The organism is Fulvivirga ulvae (assembly GCF_021389975.1).
In the GTDB taxonomy this organism is placed as follows: Bacteria; Bacteroidota; Bacteroidia; order Cytophagales; family Cyclobacteriaceae; genus Fulvivirga; species Fulvivirga ulvae.
This window is the reverse complement of sequence record NZ_CP089981.1, coordinates 5,636,401-5,655,093: the sequence shown is the minus strand read 5'-3', so window position 1 is coordinate 5,655,093 and position 18,693 is coordinate 5,636,401. Positions and strand designations below refer to the sequence as shown.

The 18,693-nt window shown below is 41.4% G+C and carries 14 protein-coding genes; 9 read left to right on the top strand and 5 right to left on the bottom strand.

What is annotated here, in order from left to right:
* Nucleotides 1-15 precede the first annotated feature (15 nt).
* The 9 genes from ku to LVD17_RS23760 all read left to right on the top strand — a co-directional run bounded on the left by ku (nucleotide 16) and on the right by LVD17_RS23760 (nucleotide 7,237).
* Complete coding sequence (gene ku / locus LVD17_RS23800) at nucleotides 16-879, top strand: non-homologous end joining protein Ku (protein WP_233762041.1); 864 nt, start codon at nucleotides 16-18, stop codon at nucleotides 877-879.
* A 22-nt stretch (nucleotides 880-901) separates the two neighbouring features.
* Nucleotides 902-1,525 carry a tetratricopeptide repeat protein gene (locus tag LVD17_RS23795; protein WP_233762039.1) on the top strand — a complete coding sequence of 208 codons (624 nt, stop codon included), beginning with the start codon at nucleotides 902-904 and terminating at the stop codon, nucleotides 1,523-1,525.
* 13 nt (nucleotides 1,526-1,538) lie between these two features.
* Nucleotides 1,539-1,847, top strand: coding sequence for a hypothetical protein (locus LVD17_RS23790; RefSeq protein ID WP_233762037.1), 309 nt, complete (start codon nucleotides 1,539-1,541; stop codon nucleotides 1,845-1,847).
* 104 nt (nucleotides 1,848-1,951) lie between these two features.
* Nucleotides 1,952-3,649 (top strand): LamG-like jellyroll fold domain-containing protein, encoded by a 1,698-nt coding sequence (locus tag LVD17_RS23785; protein ID WP_233762035.1) that lies wholly within the window; start codon nucleotides 1,952-1,954, stop codon nucleotides 3,647-3,649.
* Nucleotides 3,649-4,089, top strand: coding sequence for a hypothetical protein (locus LVD17_RS23780; protein WP_233762033.1), 441 nt, complete (start codon nucleotides 3,649-3,651; stop codon nucleotides 4,087-4,089). The genes LVD17_RS23785 and LVD17_RS23780 overlap by 1 nt, the downstream gene beginning before the upstream one ends.
* A 91-nt stretch (nucleotides 4,090-4,180) precedes the next feature.
* Nucleotides 4,181-4,387 carry a hypothetical protein gene (locus LVD17_RS23775; RefSeq protein ID WP_233762031.1) on the top strand — a complete coding sequence of 69 codons (207 nt, stop codon included), beginning with the start codon at nucleotides 4,181-4,183 and terminating at the stop codon, nucleotides 4,385-4,387.
* Between the two features lie 229 nt (nucleotides 4,388-4,616).
* Nucleotides 4,617-5,168, top strand: coding sequence for an REP-associated tyrosine transposase (locus LVD17_RS23770; RefSeq protein ID WP_233762029.1), 552 nt, complete (start codon nucleotides 4,617-4,619; stop codon nucleotides 5,166-5,168).
* A 160-nt stretch (nucleotides 5,169-5,328) separates the two neighbouring features.
* Nucleotides 5,329-6,495 carry a hypothetical protein gene (locus tag LVD17_RS23765; RefSeq protein WP_233762027.1) on the top strand — a complete coding sequence of 389 codons (1,167 nt, stop codon included), beginning with the start codon at nucleotides 5,329-5,331 and terminating at the stop codon, nucleotides 6,493-6,495.
* Complete coding sequence (locus LVD17_RS23760) at nucleotides 6,434-7,237, top strand: hypothetical protein (protein ID WP_233762025.1); 804 nt, start codon at nucleotides 6,434-6,436, stop codon at nucleotides 7,235-7,237. The genes LVD17_RS23765 and LVD17_RS23760 overlap by 62 nt, the downstream gene beginning before the upstream one ends.
* A 417-nt stretch (nucleotides 7,238-7,654) precedes the next feature.
* On the opposite strand, the gene LVD17_RS23755 is transcribed toward LVD17_RS23760, so the two are convergent.
* The 5 genes from LVD17_RS23755 to LVD17_RS23735 all read right to left on the bottom strand — a co-directional run bounded on the left by LVD17_RS23755 (nucleotide 7,655) and on the right by LVD17_RS23735 (nucleotide 18,559).
* Nucleotides 7,655-9,787: an ATP-binding protein gene (locus LVD17_RS23755; RefSeq protein ID WP_233762023.1), complete on the bottom strand. Its 2,133-nt coding sequence runs from the start codon at nucleotides 9,785-9,787 to the stop codon at nucleotides 7,655-7,657.
* Nucleotides 9,788-9,903: 116 nt separating this feature from the next.
* Nucleotides 9,904-10,557, bottom strand: coding sequence for an alpha/beta hydrolase family protein (locus tag LVD17_RS23750; protein WP_233762021.1), 654 nt, complete (start codon nucleotides 10,555-10,557; stop codon nucleotides 9,904-9,906).
* A 153-nt stretch (nucleotides 10,558-10,710) separates the two neighbouring features.
* Complete coding sequence (locus tag LVD17_RS23745) at nucleotides 10,711-10,917, bottom strand: hypothetical protein (RefSeq protein ID WP_233762019.1); 207 nt, start codon at nucleotides 10,915-10,917, stop codon at nucleotides 10,711-10,713.
* A gap of 503 nt (nucleotides 10,918-11,420) precedes the next feature.
* Nucleotides 11,421-12,362 (bottom strand): PorP/SprF family type IX secretion system membrane protein, encoded by a 942-nt coding sequence (locus LVD17_RS23740; protein ID WP_185156155.1) that lies wholly within the window; start codon nucleotides 12,360-12,362, stop codon nucleotides 11,421-11,423.
* Nucleotides 12,363-12,379: 17 nt separating this feature from the next.
* A complete protein-coding gene (locus LVD17_RS23735; protein WP_233762017.1) occupies nucleotides 12,380-18,559 on the bottom strand; it encodes a T9SS type B sorting domain-containing protein in 6,180 nt (2,059 codons plus the stop codon).
* Nucleotides 18,560-18,693: the final 134 nt, after the last annotated feature.

Sequence of the window (18,693 nt, the reverse complement as noted above, 5' to 3'; positions counted from 1 at the left end):
TAACCCCCTCATACCATGAGAGCTATTTGGAAAGGACATATTCGCTTTAGTCTGGTAACTATTCCTATAAGGATCTACACAGCCATTGACTCCACAGAAACCATTCGGTTCAACCAACTGTCAAAAGAAACCAAGAACCCCGTAAAATATGAGAAAAAGGATAAGGTTACGGGTGATGTTTTGAAGGCCGATGACATTATCAAAGGCTACCAATATGAGCCAGGCCAGTATGTTATCATAGGCCCGGAAGATTTGGAGAAAATTAAGCTTAAAAGTACAAAAGTTGTTGAAATAGAAGGGTTTGTGAATGCCGATGAGGTTCATCCTACATTATATGACTCTCCTTACTTCATAGGGCCAGATGGTGATATTGCCGCAAAAACCTATGCCCTGCTTATGCAAACCCTGAAGCAATCTGGTAAAGTTGGAGTGGGGCGTGTTGTGTTGAGAGAGAAAGAGAATATGGTGCTGCTTACACCCTATGGCAACGGCATTATGCTTTATAAACTCAGAAGCCCGAAAGAGATCAGAGATATGTCAGATGTACCCAAAATAGATGAGGTAAAAGAAGCGGATAATGAGCAACTTAAACTAGCGAAAACGCTCGTTGACTCCATGAGTAAGCCTTTTGATAAGATTGATATGACGGATCATTATCATGAAGCGCTCAGAGATATGATCCATGCTAAAATAGAGGGCAAAGAGATTGTATCTTATACGGAAGAAGAGCCTGAAGTGGTAGATATAATGACCGCACTAAAAGAGAGTATCGATCAGGCTAAATCGCAGAAGAAGCCTATGAAAAAGGCGACTGGCAAGAAAGAAAAGAAAACAGCGGGAAAAGAGCAGGCTAAAACCAGAAGGCAGAAAGCGGGTTAGTAATTAGTAAAGACTACCGGACGTGGCAAAAATAGTTAAGTTCCCGATCAACAACAGCGCAAAGCTCGGCTATAAAAAGGTTCGTAAACGTAAAGGTGTGAACCTTGAAGATTTTGGCCAGCTCAATATGTTTACCACGCCGCCGAGTGAGGCGCGGGTGGTGAGTATGCAAAGTTATGAGAGCGCTTTTGAGCAGGCACTTTACCTGGATGAAGAAAATAGTGAACAAGCCGCTGAATACTACTGGAAAGCTATTAAAGCAGGCGAGTGCGCGGCTGATGCCTATTGCAACCTTGGCATACTTGAGTCTGCCAGGGAAAACTATGTAAAAGCTATAGATTGCCTTACCAACTGCCTTAAACATGACCCCAGGCACTTTGAAGCGCATTATAATCTGGCCAATGTTTACTCCGAAGTAGGAGAACTGAACCTGGCCAAGCTCCACTATGAAATCTCCATAGAAATAGAACCCGACTTCGAAAGCTCCTATTATAATCTTGGCCTCGTGATGGCCATGCAAAAAGATTTTAAGGACGCAGTCAGAGTACTGACCAAGTATAAAGAGCTGGCCCCTGACACAGAGCAGGAAAACGTAGAAAAACTCATCAACAGCTTACAGCGATCAATGAAATCAAAAGCACAGTAAAACCCCACAGATTATGGACTCAACTGCAGAATTAATCCTACAAGGACATTTTAGTAAACTCCGCGATGCCATCAACCAGCAAGTCGAGGCAGAAAAGCAAGAAGGAGAGGTGCTCACTCTTCTAAAGCAAGCCTTTAACTATTTTGACGCTATGGAGCGTAAAGGTACCCTTGATGCCGAAGGCCAAAAACTGCACCGCCAATTAGCCGAACTACTCGACAAAATCAGTAGCAACGCACACATGGACATCCCCGGTAAACTCCCTATGCAAAAAGCCAAGCCCAAGAAGAAACCGGATGGGCAGAGGAAGACAGGAAGTTGAGCTAGATAAAGATTGGATGCTGCTTGAAAGCTGTATTTTTATGTCCTGATAATGCAGCGTTTTAGTTGGCAAGGCCAGATAGAGTCTAAATTAAGCTTTCTCCAATGAGCATCTTGTGGAAGATGAAGGCTTCAAGGGCAAGGAAAAAGACCAAAATAGCGAATGGACCAATGAGCAAATTGCCACGAGCCGACCCAGCCTATTATCCGTTAGACGAAGATGCAGAAGACAAGGCACCCAACGCCCTCAAAGGCTATCTGGAAGGAGGAGCAACCGCCACAACAGACAGAAATAGCAATGAAGGCAAAGCACTGCTGTTTGACGGCGTTGATGATAAAGTGACGGTCAACCATAATGAACTGTTATACAGTGAAGACCTTACCGTATCAGCATGGATAAAGGCACCGGCGCAAAATGCTGAAGCAGGAGTGATAGTTGGTAAAAATGGTGGAGGAAGTACAAACCAAAGAGGGTGGTTGATGAGTTCTCCAACGACTGGGCCTACTGACCGATTACAGGTAGTTGTATCTCAGGTAGCCAATAGTTCAAAACTTAAACTTTACTATTCATCTATTCCGGTCTTTGATGATCAATGGCACCATGTAGCCTTCACTTTTGCAGACAACGAATTGAAGCTCTATATTGATGGACAGGAAGATGTCAATGTTACGAAATACAGAGATGATGTCGTAAACTTTCCTTATGCTAACACTGCTGATCTTACTATTGGCTGGCATGTGGCTAGTGGAGTAGACTCAAAGTTCTTCAAAGGAGCCATTGATGAGGTAGGTATTTTTGACAGGGTATTCTCCGCAGCAGACATTGCAGCATTGGCTGATGATACTAACCCACTGGAAATCAGCCGTGAGGAAATGATGGTGGCTGGTGGAGGGCTTAATAATTATGATTATGGCTTTAGGATCTATAACCCGGCTATTGGGAAGTTTTTGAGTGTGGATCCGTTGACAAAAAGCTATCCTATGTTGACGCCTTATCAGTACGCAAGTAATACACCCATAGCAGCCGTGGATTTGGATGGTTTAGAATCCTTTACTGCTACAGCTCAACAGCTAAATGATGGCAGTGGTTATTCAGAGGTTGATATGGATAGGGCCCTTACAAGTGATGATATAGAATGGCAAAGAAAAAATTACCCTCAGGCATTTGAAGCATTTAAAAATAATGGAGGAACCGATGCGGATGGATTGATAATATTGGTGGACGGAGGATTCAATTATGTAGGGATAAAGACAATCGGTGGGGTTCTAATTACGCCTGAAAAATCTCCATTGGAAAATTATGAAATTTTCCTAAATAAAGTTGGGGGAGCAGTGAAGGATAAAATTGGTACACCTTTACAGAACTTTAAAGAAAACACAAAGCAGGTGAATTTTGGGGTTGAAGTTACAGCGGGTACACCTCAAGCAAATGCTGGTATTAAAACAGGTGCTTATAGTACAGGTGAATCGACTGCTGGGTTATTTGCAGAAATTTCTGGAAAGGCTGATATTAATACCACTACATTGACAGAAGACCCTGGGAAGTTTAAATTAAAAGCAGAGTTCTTTCTGGAATTTTCCTCCGAAACCTTTGAAGATGGTAAAGACGCCTCTCGAGGGGGAACATCAGCGAAAGCAAAAGTATTTGTGAATACTAGGTTATTTAAATTAACTCGAGATAGCAAAGGAACCACAAAACTTTCTTTTGGTTTAGATATCGGAAAAAAGTATGATGTAGCTGGTGGGACAGAGAATAAGGTTTTAATTAGAAAGAGAACTAGGGAAATTAAAATAGGAAATTGATGAACGAAAAAAATTATTTACTTTATTGGTTCTGTATATTGATATTCTCCATAGGCACCATTGTTCTATTAGGCTATTTAATATCTGAATCAATAGAGATAACTAAATTTCTGTCCGAAGGAAAAGAAGAACAAGGAACTATCGTTGATATTAATACGAAGAAGACGCCAGATATAGAAATTAAAAAAGCTGATGTACTCATTACTGGAGTAGACAGCATAGTAACAATAGAAATCGGTAACCAAAATTTAAGGGTAGGTGACTCGGTAAATCTTAAAGTTTATGGAAACAGTATCAAAATAATTTCATTTATTGGTATTTACGAAAGCGTTTTACTTACAAGCTGTATGTTTTTATTTTTTTTAATTTCTTTGTTATTAACCATAAGGAATAAAGAATGGATTTTGAAGCAAGGAGGTGGTTATTGGCCTTATGGATAGGCCCACCACCTAGCGCAAGTCTGTTTTAGACTTGTGCTTAAAGCGTTAAGGAATTGTGGGATTCCATTCCTGATGATCAAAAAGTTAATCTATGAATAGTTTAAATATTGATTTTACCGAAAGTGAAGTATGTGATTTGCCAGGCCCTAATTTATTATTTCAAGGTTCTGAAGAAGGTTTTTTGCAATTATCCTACATTCTTCAAAATTTTTTACTTGAAGAGAATTATCAAGTATGCTTGAATGAGTTAAACTTTATAAAAGTTGAGGGGAACCGAAAAAAATATTTTTTAAAATGACCGATGATGGTAAACTACTAACCTCAATTAAAAAAGATAGTATTGAAACAAATTTACCCCACCTAGCGCAAGTCTGTTTTAGACTTGTGCTTAAAGCATGAAAACGAGAGTCTGTGACTCGGCAATATGGGCAGAGGTTGTAAAAAGTAAAGATGGTAGTAATTGTAAAAAAAGTATAGTTTAAAATGGCGGCACAAGTTGCAAACTTGCGCCAGGGTTCTAATAAAAATTGAGTAGTAAATATAAAATAAGGGATCAGTCCAGACTACATTTTATAAGTTTTGCCGTAGTCGAATGGGTTGATGTATTTACCCGAAATCTTTACAAAGATCTACTTATCGAGAGCCTGATTTACTGCCAGAAAAAGAAAGGCTTAAAGTTGTATGGTTGGTGCATCATGACCAACCATGTTCATTTGATCATTTCTTCTGAAGAAGGTTATAAACAAGAAGATATTCTTAGGGATTTTAAAAAGTTTACTTCCAAAAGAATTATTGAGGCAATAATAAGTAACGAAAGGGAAAGTCGAAAAAACTGGATGATATGGTTATTTAAAGCTGCAGGAGAGAAAAATAACAATAACAAGAATTATCAGTTCTGGCAACAAGACAACCATCCCATTGAACTATCCACCAACCACCTCATGCAACAAAAACTGGATTATATTCATGATAATCCTGTAGAATCAGGAGTAGTTAGCGAGCCTGAGCATTACATTTATAGTAGTGCTACAGACTATGCAGGAGGGAAGGGGTTAATTGATATTGAGTTTATTCAATGATAAATTGAGAATAGGCACGAAAGAACTTATGTGGAGAGAAAGGCACAAGTTGCAAACTTGCGCCAGAGCCCAGAGCGAGCCAGAGAGCGTTTTTACAAATGATATTTAAGATCAAAATAAAATTAAGCAAATAAGCTTATATTTGCAGTTTTATCTTTATATGAGATTACTACTACCCATCCTTCTTTGCTTCTTTACAATAGCTGCATACAGTCAGGAAACTGCCGCCAGTGACAGCCTTAAAAATAAACAGTCAATTACGGGCATCATCCCGGGCACTGAAGTTGCTTCCACGCCCAGCCTGCCCAACTTAAAGCAAGATACCGCCATCAATACCACAAAAACAGATTCACTACAACAAACCCTTCATAACCGGGAGCCAAATCTAACCCTGAAAACAGACAGCATACCCATCGATTCTTTAAAGCAATTGGAAACCAAACTCCAAAAACTTGAAAATTCATCCATCACCCTTAACCCGGCTGATTCTTTAAAATCAGGAAAGATAGGTTCAGCTTCTGACAGCTTAAAGGCGGAAGCAGCCAATATAAATAACAAACCTCAAGAAGTTCAGAAGCAACTGAATAGCACACAAGGAGCTTTGAGTGATTCCCTCAATTCAAAGCTTCAAGGTAGTGTCGAAGGGGTGACGGACTCACCGGAAGATAGCCTCCAACAAATTACTAACCATTCACAAAAGAAGCTGTCAGAGTTTCAAGACAAACAGCAGGAAAAATTGAACAAGATCACTGATGGAAAGCTGCCGCAAGGTGTCGATGGGCCTGTAGAAGGAGTAGCTGAGAAAATACCCTCTGCCGATGTGAATGCCCCTCAGGTCGATAAAGCTGAAATACCCGATTTTGGAGGCACAAAACTTCCTGAGGCAGATGTGCCGGCCCTGGATGATTTAGGGGAAAAAGGAGAGGTAGCCATGCCTGAAATGGATAAGCTTTCCGGGGATGTGCTGCCAGAGGATATGGGCAAAGAGCTGAAGGATCTCGATATGAAAAGCAAACTGGATAAAGCCGCGGATGTCAACCTGAATGGTGTTACCGAAGACCCATTGGGTAAGACGGAGGAGCTTAGTGGTAAGTCCCTGGAAGGCATGGCAGATGTTGAGCAGCTTAAAGAAGTAAAAGAGTCTGTTGGTGGCGTGAAGGAGATCAGTGGAGAGGCAGGAGAGTATTCCAACGATTTGAAAGCAGTAAAAGAAGGAGACTTTGAAGGACTTGAAGGCAGGGCAGAGGAACACGTGAGTAACCTGGATGAAAATCAAGGAACTAAAAGGGCAGACAGCAGAAGCGGAAGCCTTGCAAAAGCAGTATGAACAACAGATCAAAGAGCTGAGGGACCAGCAGGATATGGAGTTGTTTAAAGAAAAGCTGGATGAAAAGCTGAAGGAGAAGTCCGTCAACCATTTCAGTGGAAATGTGGATAAGCTCATGACAGCACAAGGATCATTGCTAAAATACAAGCAGAAGTACCCCAATGTCAAGAGCATTAAAGACATCAGGAAGGAAACAGCAGCAGAGCGCATGCAAAGAAACTTTGTAGAGCGGCTGGTCTTCGGTGTGGATATGCAGATCGTTAACCGTAATGATATGGGATTTTTAGATGTTGCCCCCTATGCAGGCTTCAAAATTACTCATCGGCTGGATGTGTATGCCAGCTATTTATGGAGGTACCATGTGGATTTTGACCATGGCGTTAGCATCAACCGCAGAAATATCTATGGTCCACGAGCCTCGGTAAACTATCTTGTATTCAAAGGCTTCTCGGCAGTGGGTAGCTACGAACGTATATACCGCAAGCCCTTGCCCGGCATGAATGAAAATGGTAAAGTATGGCACAATGGAGTCTTCCTGGGCATTTCCAAAAAATACAAGATCGTTAAAGGCTTCTATGGCAGTGGCCAGTTCCTTTACAATGCTACCTATGATAATGAAGGCCCATACCGCAAACGTCTCGCTGTAAGGTTCGGCTTTTTCCTGGACTTGAAAAGTAGGAAAAAGCAGGGAAAAGTAGAGAAGTACTCAAGAAGAACCATAGTGTTCGAAATCAATAATTGAGATAATCAGTAAGAATTATCGTCATTGCGGCGACGGTAGGAGGAAGCAATCCCCTGTTCCGAAGAACAAACTGATAGATAATGCGAATTGAGTTCGGCATCCATAATAAGGAGATTGCTTTGTCGCTCGTACCTCACTCCGCGCAATGACGGTCAATATATAGTTCACCGTTCGCTTTACCACCGATTACTAAAAAACGAGTTAATGTTACTTATCGTAACTAGGAGGTACGACGAAGTGATCTCCAATTTCGGGGCACTAACCGATTTAGTACTTCGAATTCATTTTGCGATCCATTTAAGGGATTACTTTGTCGTTTCCCGAAAATTTTCAGGACAGGCTGTCCCTCACTCCGCGCAATGACGGTCAATTTTACCGTTTACTGATTACCCCTATCACCGATTACTAAAGACCGCTTCAATTACCCAACTTCAACGTGAAAGTAGTCCCTTCACCATATTTGGACTCAACTGAGATCTTAGCTCCAAGTTTGTCCACTGTATCCTTCACGATATACAGGCCCAGACCGGAGCCTTCTGCACTTTCTGATGCCCGGAAGAACATATCGAAGATCTTGACGAGGAATTCTTCAGGTATGCCCTGACCATTGTCCTTTATTTTAACTTCAGTATATTCTGCGGTTGTGGAGGCGAATACCTTGATGAATGGCCTGGGTTGGTCATAGTTATGGTATTTTACGCTATTGGTGATCAGGTTGCTTAAGATGATCTTCAGCCTGCTGGGGTCTGATTTAATAATAAAGTCAGGTTTATATTCCTTAAACAAATCAACCCTTTCAGCCTTTTCAAAGTATTTTATCTCAGCTACAATTTCATTGATAATGCTATCCAGAGTTACTTCTTTCAACTCAATTTCCCTTTTGGCATTGACAGAGTAGTCCATTATGCTTTTAATAAAATCCTCCAGCCTCAGGACACTGGAATTCATGATATGGAGATAATGTATTTGTCGCTCACCCGGATTATCCATTTTCGCCAGGTTAATCAGTCCTTTTAAGGATTTAAGCGGGGCAACAAGGTCATGAGATGAGCGGTAAACAAAGTTGTCAAGCTCGGTATTCATAGTCCGTAAGTCTTTATTTACATTCCGGAGCTGTTCTCTTTGTGCTACCAGCTCAGCGGTCCTCTCCTCAACGAGGCCTTCCAATTGCCTGTTGATTCTGCTTAGCTGAAGTGTTCTAAGTCGTACAAGCAGATATATTGAGGACACCAAAATCATTATAATTATCACCACAAACCAGTTGGATAGGTACCAGGGCTTGTATACATGGTATGCGAGTGTCGCCGGCTGACTTTCCATATCATTTAAAAGGCGCGCCTTGACATGAAATTTATATTTCCCGCCGTTTATGTGCCTGTATTCCTTCTTTATATCATCGTTCCACTCAGACCAGCCAGCGTCAGCACCTTCCAGAAAATAGCTGTACTCCAGGTCATCTTTATCAAAACCCGGAGTAGCAAAATGAAATGTTACCGGTGATTCATATGATACCTGAAGATTTGATAAATATGGTGTTATTAATGTTTCTCCTTTGTATGTAACTTTTGTTATTATGGTTGCAGGAGGGGAAGCGGGCTGGTTAAGTTCCGGCCATTGCAAGTATGTGATACCGAAATTTGAAGCAACCCAAAGATTATTACGGCTATCCTGCATGGGCTCACGCAGTGAATTGGTTGAAAGTCCGTCATTTGCTGTAATTTTTTTTACGACCTCACCATCTTTATTGAGAAATATAAGACCATTAGTCCATGTTGTACAAGCATAGAGGCTGTCCTGCCAATGAATGGCAGAGTATAGCTGACTTTTGATTAAGAGATCATTGGCGCTAATACTCCATTTTTCTATGATCCCATTATTTTCATCAAAAAGATACAACCCATGAAAAGAAGTAAAAATAATGTGCTTGTTAGCCGGGCCTGGTAAAATCTGGAATGCGGCATCCTCACCAAACTTTATTTTATCACTTACAAAAATAGTACTGTCTCCCTCAAGCCTTATCATATTGCCATTCAAAACGGAGGCATACAGTTTTCCATTAACAGGAAAAAGGTATGCGTCCTTAACAGAAATATGATGAATTTCGACACCATCCCACCTCAAAATCCGGTCATACGAGAGGAAATAAACACTTTCGTTGAATATAATGGTTTGCCATACCTCATTGATGGTAGAGTCCATGCTCACCTTATTTCTTAATGAAGTGTAGATAAGAGTACCCGCAGAGTCTTTTTTAACATATCCAAACTCATTATAACCACCTACATAAAAAGTGTTGTTCTCACCCTCGGTCATAGAAAAGATACCAGAGTAGTTTTTTACAGTGTGAAGCTGCCATTCACTGCCGTCATACTGCAGGATTCCATTTTCATTGCCGAAATAGTACATGCCATCACGGGCCTGCAACCCCATATAATTAAAAGAGGTGGCTTTGTAGCTCCCTGTATTAAAATTCCGGATAATCACAGTGTCCCGCTGTGCTGTGGAGGAAATGGCAAAAGAAGATAGTATAATACAAAAGAGTAGCTTCACTATTATTTAACTTATAAGCCAGACCATTTTATTGCGAGACGCCAAACCAGCAGTTCTAGGGAAAAATAAAACTTCAGGTAAACAACAAATGTATAAAAAACAGAGCAGAATTACACTTATCTCAGGGTCCATTTCAAGGTGTGGACGGCAAGTTGTCTAATTACCTGCTCATCAGTAATCCCACTTTTTTTGAGCATGTGAAAAGAATGGTCGGCACCTTCCAGGTTTATTAATGTAGCCTTGGATAAAGAAGCAGTCACCTCCGTAATGAGGCTGGAAGTCGCCAGCTTATCGCGGGTGCCCTGAAGAAAAAGCATAGGGCAGTTAATTTTGCTGAGGTGATCCGCTCTATTAACTGATGGCTTGCCCGGCGGGTGAAGAGGAAAACCATAGAATACCAATCCGGCCAGATCATGATGGTTTGATGCAGCATATAGAGATGTCATTCTTCCGCCAAAGGACTTTCCACCCCCAAATATAGGAAGTTCCGGAAAGAGCTGGCGTGCTTTATTTATGGCTTCTTCAATGGTTTTTACGGCTATACGTGGTACGTCAGGTCGCTTTTTGCCCTGCTCCATGTATGGAAAATTGAACCTCAGAGAAGTAATGTTTACCTCTGCCAGCTGCTCCGCGAGTGAAATCATAAACTGATGATGCATTCCTGCACCTGCTCCATGGCTAAGTACCATTACGGCTTTGGCAGATGGTGCGGGGAGGATTTCACAACTAACCAATCCAATTTTCTCTGAAACGTTGATTTTTTCTGTCATAATATCAGCGAATAAAATATCAAACGGATAATACCAAGTTAGCATGATTTTATCGCTAATAAAAAGTTTGATATAAATTGCCTTCAGGCAGCAGGATGTGAAGATCGCTTCAGTTATAAGGCGATCTCATTAGTTATAAAGCGAGTCTGTTTCTTATGGTTGGTTTTTAACAGTATCCTTTACTGAGTCGCTTTTGCCTACTTCATCTGGGTTGTTTTCATCGATATCCTCTCCTAACGTCTTGGATTGTGCTTCGACCTCCTTCGTTTCGTCATTGACCTGCTCTTTGGTCTGATTGTCTGTACAGGCATTAAGTCCCATTGTAATAAGGAAGGCGAAGATTAATATGTGCTGTTTCATGGTTCTGGTTTTTAATTGTAATATTTCTAATGCAAGCTGTTTGCCAGACTGAATTGTTGGCGGCATAGGAAATAAATAGAAGAATGATCCCCGGCATATTGAAGAAATATACATCAGAGTGTCAGGCTTTTTCCTCTTTTATGTTGATAAATATCCACAGGTTTATTGTAAAACTCTTCTGGTAAGCGTTATGAACTGTCTGGATTATTATTTGCTATAAATGCTGACTATGAAGGTATTAGACTTTACCTCAACCTAAACCTGAAAAACGGCCGACAATTTATTGTCGGCTGTTTTTTACTTACTATAACTCAAGTAAGCGATCGTACTTCTTTTGCTCCAACTGAGGTCGAAATATAATGAAAAATCGCCCTTCCGTGACAAAGAGGAGATTCTACCCTAAGTCAACCTGTTATCCTGAAGTTTGTTAGTATTATGATAGCTTATTAACAAAAAATGGCCGGAAAATTTTCCGGCCATTTAAATCCTTTGCTATTACTTCATCAGAATTTCAGTAAACTCGGGCACTCAACGTTTCCGTGAATTTTTCTTATTCTGAATCTATAATTAAGCATAAATTCGTGCGTTCCCTGGGAGAACTGATTAATGTCGGAGGTAGTCCAATCGTAAGAATAACCGAAATGGAACTGCTCACTCAGCTTCAGGTCAATGTAGGTAATAATAGCATCAATGTTTCTGTAGGATGCACCTACACTGAATACTTCATGGAAGATAAAACCCGCATTGATATCGATCCTTAGTGGTGAACCCTCCTGGGCCTGGATTAGCATTGCAGGATTAAACTGTACTGTCTTTGCCCTGTTAAGCGGTAGTACCATTCCTCCATGCAGGTAATAATAACGGGCTTCCGAAATTTCGCTGGCCAATTGCTCTACGCCTCCGGATACTTTGTTGTTTAAGAGGAAGGGTACAGATAGACCGGCGAACAGAAGATCATTGTGAAAATAAACCCCTGCTCCGAAGTTCGGCTTAAACCTGCTTTCGATATTAGCAAAAGAGGCATCATTGGGATCATCCAGATTCAAATTACTGAAATCTGCTGACGTTAAATTGAAGCCTGCCTGTAGGCCCATAGCCAGGGTACCTACAGGAGACTTTATAATAAACGCATAACTACCAAACATGCTTTGGTTCGAATAGCTACCGATTTCATCATTTGTGATCAGGAGCCCGACACCCACTTTATTCTTCGCCAGTGCACTATGTGCACTGAAAGATAGTGTTTTAGGAGCTCCGTCAAAGTTTACCCACTGGTTTCTGTACATGGCCGTGGCACTGAACTGCACATGGCTTCCTGCGTAGGCAGGGTTAATGACAAGGCCATTGAACAGGTACTGCGAGTAAACCGGATACTGCTGAGCCTGGGATGTATTCCATAACAAAGCGAGTAAGACAACGACTAAACTAGTCTTCAAAATTTTCATGGTCAGGTTAAAAAGTTTTAGTTAACGATTTCAAGATATCCAGCGGTCGGCTTGGAACCATCTCTCTTATCGATGACGTAAAAATAAGTACCATCTGGTAAACTTGTACCAATTATGCTAATTCCTTTATTAGAAACACCGTCAAAGAAGGTAGTTTCGTTGTCATAGCCTTCGGCTTCATATACCTGGGTACCTGCCCTGTTAAAGATCTTCACCAGGTTTTCAGGATATTTGTCTATACAATCTATTCTGAAATAGTCGTTGGAAGCATCACCATTCCTTGAAATACCATTATAAGGGTTGATCTCTGTATGTATCTCAACATCTTCAGATACAGAGCATCCTTTAGCTGTTGTAGCTGTTACGGTGTATACACCCGCATAAGCCGGAGAAAGATTTGGTCCATGTGCAATAATCTGGTCAGAACCAGCCAGTGTCCATGTAATACTGTCTATCTCTACGCTATTGGTAAGTACAAATCTGGCAAAACCATTTTCCTGATCACAACTTGCATTGCCAACCACGAATTCAAATTCCGGAAATACAAACTCACCATTAATGGCATCGGTGTCGGGGTTAGAGATACAACCGGTAATTCTGCTTTTGGCAATTACGGTGTATTCACCAACAGTCAGGTTATTCCATATCTCACCTACATGAGCAGTGTCAGTAGTGACTTGCTGCCCCACAAACCAGTAGAAAATATAGTCCTGCGTATTTCCGTTTACAGATGCAGAAAGTGCACCATCATCCTGAGTTTCACAATTAGTAACATGTGATAATACTTCAATAGTAGGGTCCGGCATGGTAGTGATATTCTCTTCAATGGTCACTTCCTGAGTAGCACTACATTTAGTAATGTTGTCAATGGCCACGACTTCGTATGTGCCTGGTTCCATGCCAAAGAACTCAGGACCTACATAAACTGGTGTAGGAGACCCACTGGCATCATACCATTCGAAAGTATAACCGACGTATGAGCCATCGACGGTAGCGATAGCAGAACCGTCTGCTTTGGTAAGGTCGCAGACGGTAACGGCACCTTTAACTACGGCAGTAACTACAGGCATTTCTTGTTCCATGTCAATGGTAGCTGTACCAGTTGCTATACAACTTGCATCAGTATTGTCAACAGCCGTTAAGGAATAGGTGCCATCTAAAGCACGATCCGACCACTCTCTTCCGACAAATGTGGAATTATCAGGGGAAGGAGCTGTCCAGGTGTATGTATAATTGTTTGGGGAGGTCATAACCGTACCAAATACAACTCCATCATCTCCAGGGTCACATGTGGTGACAGGGGATGCGGATGTCGAAAGGTTCACTGGGTACTCTTCCTCAACTAATGTGTAAGTCTCTGTTGTAGAACATAAAGTTGTGGTATTCGTGACAACTACAGTATATGTTCCCGCATCAACCAGATTAATCTGATCTGCTCCTGAGGCTAAAGTACCATCAGGATAGGTCCATGCGTAAGAAAAACCACCTCCGGCACCACTGGCACTTACATGCAACTCACCAAGTAAATTGGCTGGCTGTAAACACTTTGTTGGGTTTTGGAAGCTGATCAGGTCTACTGAAGGATCTCCAATCGTAGCATCATCAATAGTGAATTCGATCAGTGTTGTTTGACAGGCACTTAAGGTGCTGATTGCCTTTACATAATAGCTGCCTGTTGCAAGGTCATTGATCTGGTTTGTTGTATTAGGAGTTCCTGCATTAGGTAAAATGTTATTACTAGCATCGTACCACTCAAAAGTATAGTTAGCAGTACCTACGGAGACACCATCTTCCATAATGTCAGTTACGATTATCTGACTACCATTGCTCGGTGCACAGCTTATAACATTCGTAATATCCAACCCTGCTGTAGGTACACTTACAGTAGGTCGGTCATTTAATATCTGGAATGTTCTTGTAGATGAACAGGTCAGGTAAGTAGTATTATCAGTTACTCTTACTGTATAGTAGCCTGCCGCCAGATTGATTGCTCTCTCATTGTTAATACCTGCTATATTGGTAGCATTAAGAGGAGTAGAAGTATCCTGACCGGTGAACCACTCAATAATGTAGTTAGCAGGATTTGTACCTCCATCAATTTCTACTTCTATTTCTCCATTTGGAGTAGCTCCTAGGTTATCACAGAAAGTATTAGCATTTTGTGTTACGGCGGCAATTTCAGGATACTCGACTTCCATATCGATAGTAAGTAATACTACAGGGTCATCACACACCGCAATTGCAGGATTTGTAGGTGTGGCAGTCACGGCATAATCTCCACTCGCTAGTCCGGTGAACTGATAAGTGGTTTTGCCAGATATACCAGCTGTTGAAAAGTCAGGTGTGCCTGAAGCAACTGAACTGCCAATGTAAAGATCTATTTCATAGTCAGCTTCATCGAACCCAGCAAGGTTAGTAGGGGTTAGTTCAACTTCTAATGATCCGTTATTGTCATTACAAGTTGTTGAAGAAGCCTGAGTTATTAAATCCAGTTCATGTCCTGTAGCCAATGGCATATAGAAAACCTCCACTTGCTGGCAACCTGTCGTTACATTGGTTGCAAGTACTGTATAGTTGCCACTGGTCAGATTACTGGCTGTAGAAGTATTAACATTAGTATGCGTCAGGAATGGTGTTGATGTAAAAGGGTTTACGTTCCCTTCATACCAGTCTATGTTATAAAGATCAGAAGAAGGAGTGACATCTACCTTCAATACACCACTTGTGGCATTACAATCAGCAGGGAAAGAAGAAGCAGCATCATCTAGCTGGATCTCAGTTACAGGGGCAAGAATAGTTATTGATTTGGCAGAAGCAACACAATTGGTAGTGTTATTAAAAGCTTCGACTGTATATGTGCCTGCACCCAATTGAGTTAACGTATTGCCGGGTTCACTATAATCTGGCGTGGCTTTTACATTGTTTCCATTGTACCATGAGAAAGTATAGTCACTAAGTGAGCCGGTGCTTACACTTGCGGTAATAGTACCGTTGAAAGGCTGGCAAAGGGTAACATCAGTTTTTGCCAAAGATAAGTTAGGAATAACAACATTATGCCCAACCGTAGCTTCAGCAGTTACAAAACAACCCGTACTGTTCTCTGTTAATTTAACAGTGTACGTACCTTGATCCAATCCGTTAACTGTAGCCGTGGAGCCTATTACTGCAGAACTCGTGTTTTGACCTGCAAACCACTCTATAGTATAGTTTGATGCACTACCTGCGAATGTTGCAGTAACACTGCCATTAGGCAAAGTAGGATCACACGAGGTCATATCAGTACTGCTTGTGTTAGTAATGACCGGCGGCGTTGTCTGATTAATAGTCACAGTCACCGCATCAGATTTGCATTTAGTGTTTGTATCAGTTGCAACCACGGTATAGTTGCCTTTTGCTAAACCAGTAATGGTGGCACCATTGTGATCTGCAGTTGGCTTTACATTATTTCCCTTATACCAGGCAAAGGTAAAACCAATTACACTACCGCCTACGTTGGCACTTACTTCTCCAGAGTTGGCGTTAGAGCATAAAATGTCGACTGCTGATGCTGAAACTACAGGTTTGGTGGTGTTGTCACCTACTGAACCTGGAGCAACTCTGCTACATCCACTAAGCTTACTGGTTACTAATACACGGTAATCGCCTGATGTAAGGTTAGTCGCGGTATGGCTCACACTAATTGCAGGAAGCGTTATAGGGTCACCGGTGCTACCTGTTACCCATTTGTAAGTATAATCATTTACAGAACCACCATCTGTGATGACGGCCTGAAGCGCTCCATTTGGTATATTACAGTTGTTGTTATCATTCTTTACTACAACATCTACAGTAAAATCCTCAGGAATATCAACGATCTGTACCTGAACAGTGTCAGAATTACAAGATGCTGTTTTATGTGTAGCATATACGGAATATGTACCTGCTGCTAGACCAGAGTAGATAGGTCCTGTAAAGTCAGGAGTACCTGTAGCGTCAGTTCCATTGAACCAGCTAAACTTGTAATCAGTTGTGTTTTTTACAGTTCCGATCAATCTGTAAGCACTGGCTGAGCCGTTAGCCGGTACGGTGCTTCCTACACAGAATATATTGTCAGTTTTCTCTGTTGACAGAGCAAAGGGTAAGGGATATATCCATGTCTCTAGGTCGTTATTCTTATAGTCACACTCAAGAAAGTTTGTATTTGGCATATCGATAGGAGTAGGCAGCGTGGTTCCATTGTCACTAAGAATAATGAAGAGATGGACATTGTTCCCTGGACCAGTTACGGTTTCATTTATTGTTAATACTTCACCAACTCCTAAATGATCTAAAGTAACATATATGGTTTTAAGCTTAATGGCTCCTGCTTCATACGGATTGCCATTATAAAATGAAATCGGAACATCACCAGTAATATCTACATCTCCATTATTGGTTATTTGGAAAGATACGTCAAAGTCCAATTCCGGACAATGAGGATGTGTAACGCTTAAGCTATTGTCTACAAATGCTAAATCAGGGGAAGGATAAATTGGGCAACCCTCTGAACTTAGGAATGGAGACTGGTTAAGGAAATTGTTAAGGGGCCTGTTAGGGCCTTGTGTACAAGTTCCTTCTGACCATACCAGGTGGTGCTTCTGCTGATGAGCAGGTATGGTAAGGTCGTCGTTTACGTTTACGTTAAAGTAACCATGCTGGTTCCACAGTCTTCTTGCAGGTACCCAGGGCTCACCGCCAGATTTATAAACTCTAACCTGAGAGTTTTCTGAATATCCCAAACTACAGAAATTGTCCCATGCGTCTACATCGGATGTACCACAAACCAGGCATAGTTCTGTGGAGCCATCGGCATCAACATCAGCTACTATAGGGTACTCTACGTTAGTTCTGGAGATACAACGGATCTGAGTGAAAACACTACCATCGGTTCCGTTGATTATATATAGCCACTGTTCGTCACGGTAAACAACCTCTGTTTTTCCGTCACCGTTAAAGTCAAATAAAGTACAACCTGTATGGCCGGAAGTTTCTTCGTTTACATCTACACGCCACAACAGGTTAAAGTTATGATCTAAAGCATACAGAAATCTACCGGAAACATAAGAAACGTTGAGGTTGCCATCACCGTCAAGGTCGCCAATATTTAAGCGGCCTGTACCTCTTAACCAGCCTTTTGCATAACTGTCAGTACCAGAAGAGGCAGAGCAATTGAGGTTGATTTCTGCTACGTAAGGTATCGGGTCTGCATAAGTTTTAAGAACATCATTTTTTACATCCCAGAAAAATACTGTTGTTATACCTGCATTGTCTCTACCGGTAGCTATTACGTCCAGAAATCCATCCTGATTGTAATCAGCAATACTGGTCGAGTTTTCAGGTTTTTTTATCTTATATTCGGTTCTTTCGTCAAGGAGGGTAAGTGAACCGGCATCCTGAGTTCTTGAGCCAAGGTTTACCTGGTAGATCTTTAATCCGGAAACCAATTCAAGGTTGCCATCACCTAATACATCAACGGCAACCGGGCCACCATTCATGCCATTCCAGCTGGTGTGGTTACCGGCTACCAGGCGGGTACCGGTGCGGGCATCTCTTATTTCATCTTTATAGAAAAGCTCTACCTGTCCGTCTCCGTCAAAGTCAGCTAAACTCATGTGTACGGGATCACTTTCTCGATACTCAGATCTCCAAAGCTCATTCAGCTGGCAGTCATAAGCCACTATGTAGTATTCATGTCTGCTGCCTGTCCAGTCATATAGAATGGTGTAAATCTCGGCACAGTTGTCACCTTCAACGTTACCGATGATAACTCTCCATTCGGGTTCTAACCAACTGTCAACAGTTGTTTCATGCTTAATAGTACCGTCGTTTCCGTTAAGAATGAAGAGTTTGTCGGTGTATTTGTTTTGAGCAACAATCTCTGGAATGCCATCGGCATCAAGATCACCTACAGCAATTCTACCCAGGTGATTGGCAGTCTTGTTAGGGGAGGCAAAATCAAGGGTTAAAGAAAAGGATGGGAATTCATTGGGAATGGCCTGACATTGCACATCCTGACCAATATAAAAACCATCGCAACTGGAACTGCCGGTACAGTCTGAGTCAAAACAGTCTATAAAACCGTCTCCGTCGTTGTCTATACCATCGTCACATACTTCCTGGGCGTTCGCAACTACTGCTAGCAGGAATAGAGCTGAAAAAAGTAACTTAAACTTAATCATATAGGGTAGTGTTTATTCTTCACTTAGATCAGCCAATCTATAGAACAACCCGCAAATAAGTATTTAATTCTTATTTTATATAACTCTGTTTCAAAAAAGGTAACTCTACCTGTAAGAAAATTTATAGAGTTATA